Below are 3,793 nucleotides of genomic sequence, written 5' to 3'. Positions count from 1 at the left end.
CTAGCCGCCGGTACTGAGCAATCTGGGTGAAGAGGGCAACAAACGGGATGCCCATCCCAAGGCCCGCTATCCACACCTTAAACTCTCTCGTCAGGTAGAACCAGAAGCGCCTCCCTCCAGGCGGAACCGGGACCTGCACACCGACAATGGCCTTGCCCGGAGTGCTGCCGAGCAAGGTCATACTGACCCCCAGTAATAAGCCGACTAGAGGCATGATCATAAGGCTGAACAGCAGTTCGTTCATGCCTACAAGTTTTACGTAAATGTCCGGAGCGTACACGGCTGACCAGAGGCCAATTCCGAACCCCAGCAGTGGTACCAATAACAGGTTGTCGAAGAGCCTAGCCCAGAACCGCGGCCAAGGTCGAGAGGTGAGGACAACGCCAGGTGCCGTCGTAATAGGCTGAAAAGCGGGTGGCGGAAAGTTAACCGGGGTGGCCGGCGATGGGAGGGGAGGTGGTGTTACGAAGAAGTCCGCGAAGTCGGGATGCTCGCCCGCAACATGCCAATTCGTCATACCGTTGCGCCATACGTACGCCTGGGGGACGATCTTCCCACTTTGGATCAGGTCGCGGATTTCCTCTTCGCTGGCAGGTCCCTTACGTTCCTGTCCTATAGTGTAGTACCAAATTGCCATGCTACCTGCGCCCCCTGCCCGTGAAAGGTTTAGCAAGGGCGGACGAACCCGTAAAGTTGCATAGTGGGGGACGTCGAGGTCCAGTTGCGACTGCAATTCCTGTCACGGGCAGCTTTGATCTACTCGTTGACGAAGTAGTATCCGTCGATCTTTTTCTCCCTGACGGCACCGAACAGATTGCTCCGTGCAATGTGGGCCTCGAAATCTGGGTCCCGTTTCCAGGGATGATCGATTAAGCACCAATCGAGATGGAAGTGATCACCGTCCTTCGAGGCAAGGACGCCAACCCCCTTGGCCGTTTCGTTGAGGTATTTTGCAGTAGCGGTCAGGTTAAGGAGGCCTGTCCTCCTTGCTTTTTCACCCTCAGGGCCAGTGCTCTCCATTCCGGGAAAGAATGCTGAGAACATAAAGCTGCAATCGGTCGGCGGGAATGCAAAACGATACGGGCGTTCGAATTCGCCGTTCCTAGCCTGGGTGATCACTAAGTCCAGTCGCTCCTTGGCCGCCCTCCAACCTGACCTGGGCAGCTTGGCGAATTCCATCAAGATGCGCACGTAGTCAGTACCGCTGTCCGGATTCTGGATGTGGTCGGCAAGACGGTCCATGATAGGCGACAGGTCGGTCTGCGCAGTGTCGTCGAATAGGCGGTCCAGTGCCTGGTGCGAATTCGGGGTTGGTAGCGTTTCGTCTGACATGTATGCAGCGAGGATGTCCGCTTCCACAACTGCCACCTTGGCATCCGAGAGCGATTGAAGGGCATTCTGCCTATACTGTAGGTACCGCCGCACCTCCTCGGGAACCGCAAGGGTCTTGACGACATGGCTGTAGTTATCCCGCTCGAATACGTGGATGAAGCCAGCGGTTTGGCTTACATGGCGCTGAATGCGCCGACAATCTTCTGGCAGTGACGGACCAGCGGCATAGAGGATGATCTTTTCGATATGCTTGATATCATGGCCATTCACGTCGTGGCGCTGCCCTCGCTCATTGGCGATCGAGATCGAAGTGTGTTCGCTCAAGAAGCGGATTGAGTCCTTGATCTGCCGTACTGCAGTTCGGAGGATTGCGTCCTTGAACCAGCGCCTTTCGGCTTCTGGATCGTCCTTTGGTTCGGCCCGCTCTTTCATCTGGATAATGAAGGCCGTGTCGCCGATCCAGACGAAGCTATCGGCGAGTTCCAGTTCCTGGCCAGGCCGCGGCGAAAACTGGTTCTGAGAAAATGTGAACTCTTTCCAGAAGGTGGAGCCGTTGAGTTGCGCGGTAAATTCTTCGAGGGTCATGCGGGTGCCTGGAATCAGAGATTGGTCGCATTGACATAAGTCCGAATGACATTGTGCATCAACGATGCGAACCGGGTGATGCCACGGTTCCGGCCTATGGACGGTCTACGGTTGAGCCATAGTGATTTCCTCCGCTTCTCCGTAAAACAAAGACTTGGAGTAAGGAAAAGCCGTTTTGATCTCAGGGACAAACCTATTGAAGCGTCAGGGACATATCAGCGCTCGTAGGGACAAACCTTTTGAGCGGTCCCACAAGCAATTCCAGACATCAGTACGTTTTCTTGCTACTTGATGACTGCGTTGAAATTCAAAGCCTCGGGGATGAATTTTACTATTCGTTTTCGTGGTGTCAGCTATCTGAATTTTGTCAGGGTGCCTTGAAGAGCCGATTTTTCCAGGAAAAACAAAGGCCGTGAGAGCAATGGCCCTGACGAAAAACTCATCGAGTCTGACGAACTAGAAGAAATGGTGGGCCCGGAGGGACTCGAACCCCCAACCAAGCGGTTATGAGCCGCCGGCTCTAACCATTGAGCTACAGGCCCAGCCCGGCACGCCGTGCCGTCGGGCGGGCAATGGTCACCCCGCACCGGTCACGGGCTCTAACGCAATTTCCGGTATGCGACAAGTCTCTGCCGCAATGGCTTCACAATCACGCGTCATCACAGAAGCCGGAAGGGCATGGTGCCGGTGAGACGAAGAGGTCCGCCGGCACTGCGTTGTCACCAGCTCTTGCAACGGCTAAATTCGTTCCTGGGTGGGCGCTGGTGCGGCGGTCGTAGTGTGAGCGGATTTCGGTCTTTTATGCTGCGGCTACGCGGTAGCTTTTCTGCACCGGACAGATTTCGGACGTGCGCATCCCAGCATGCGATTGAGGACGGCGCAGCCGAGGGCGACTTCCGTCTTCTGGGCGGCGAATGAGCGTGCCCGCAGCCGCCGTCCGATGATCAATTTGTAGCGACCGATCGCGGTCTCCGCGAGAGATCGTTTCCCGTAGTCGGTAGCGCCCTGCCACTTCATACGGCCATCGGTGTTGATCGCCGCTATATGACGGGCTCGTTGACTGGAGGGATCGGCATCCTGTTGTTCCACCGCATTGGCGCGTGGCGGAATGATTACCGCCGCGTCAGGACCGTGATTGGCAACAGCGTCATAGGTCGGATTGCCATCATAGGCGCCATCCGCCGTAAACCGGCCAATCGGGCGTTCGATCTGGCCCAGTAGCGGCTCTACCTGGGAAGCGTCGCCGGCATCCTGGTTCGTCATAACATGTGCGATGATGTCACCGCTGTCGGCATCCAGCGCCAGGTGCAGCTTGCGCCAGCCCCGACGAGGTTTGGCGCCATGCCTTTCCTCAAGCCATTGGCCCGCGCCGTAGACTTGCAACCCGGTGCTATCGATGCGGACGTGGATAGGCCCTTTCTCTGAGATGCGATCATCGTGCCGCTTCTTCGGCACTCTCGGCTTACTTGCCCGACGGCTTAGGGTCGTATGATCAGGAACGGCCAGACCCAGCCCCATCAGCGTCAGCACCGACATCACAAAGCCCTCCGTCTGCCGCAACCGCAGGTCGAACACCAGTCCCAGCGTGAGAGCGGTCTCGATCGCCAGATCGGAGTAGCGCGGCTGGCCACCGCGGGTCGCGCGCCTCGACGCCTGCCAGGACGACAGTGCCTCCGGCGTCATCCACAGGGTCAGGCTGCCACGCCGACGAAGACCTGCCTCGTATTCCGCCCAGTTCGTGACCCTCAACCTCATCTTGCCGATACAATGGCGGCTGGACGCGTTGTGCTTGAAAGGCATCGTGGCAAAAACCGATTATTGCGATGCACCGATCACCTACCACAATGCGAGTGGCACGCGGCCCTCAGGATGGCGA

3 protein-coding genes and 1 tRNA gene are annotated in these 3,793 nt (G+C 57.4%); all 4 read right to left on the bottom strand.

What is annotated here, in order from left to right:
- Window positions 1–637 (bottom strand): RDD family protein (locus tag PDO_RS10915; RefSeq protein ID WP_007601791.1); only part of this gene is annotated, 637 nt, incomplete at its 3' end.
- Window positions 638–756: 119 nt separating this feature from the next.
- Window positions 757–1,917 carry a hypothetical protein gene (locus PDO_RS10910; protein WP_007601790.1) on the bottom strand — a complete coding sequence of 387 codons (1,161 nt, stop codon included), beginning with the start codon at window positions 1,915–1,917 and terminating at the stop codon, window positions 757–759.
- Between the two features lie 466 nt (window positions 1,918–2,383).
- Window positions 2,384–2,459, bottom strand: a tRNA-Ile gene (locus PDO_RS10905).
- 268 nt (window positions 2,460–2,727) lie between these two features.
- Window positions 2,728–3,717, bottom strand: coding sequence for an IS5 family transposase (locus PDO_RS10900; protein WP_007601789.1), 990 nt, complete (start codon window positions 3,715–3,717; stop codon window positions 2,728–2,730).
- Between the last annotated feature and the right edge of the window lie 76 nt (window positions 3,718–3,793).

The organism is Rhizobium sp. PDO1-076, assembly GCF_000247475.1.
In the GTDB taxonomy this organism is placed as follows: domain Bacteria; phylum Pseudomonadota; class Alphaproteobacteria; order Rhizobiales; family Rhizobiaceae; genus Allorhizobium.
This window is presented reverse-complemented; position numbering and strand designations above follow the sequence as displayed.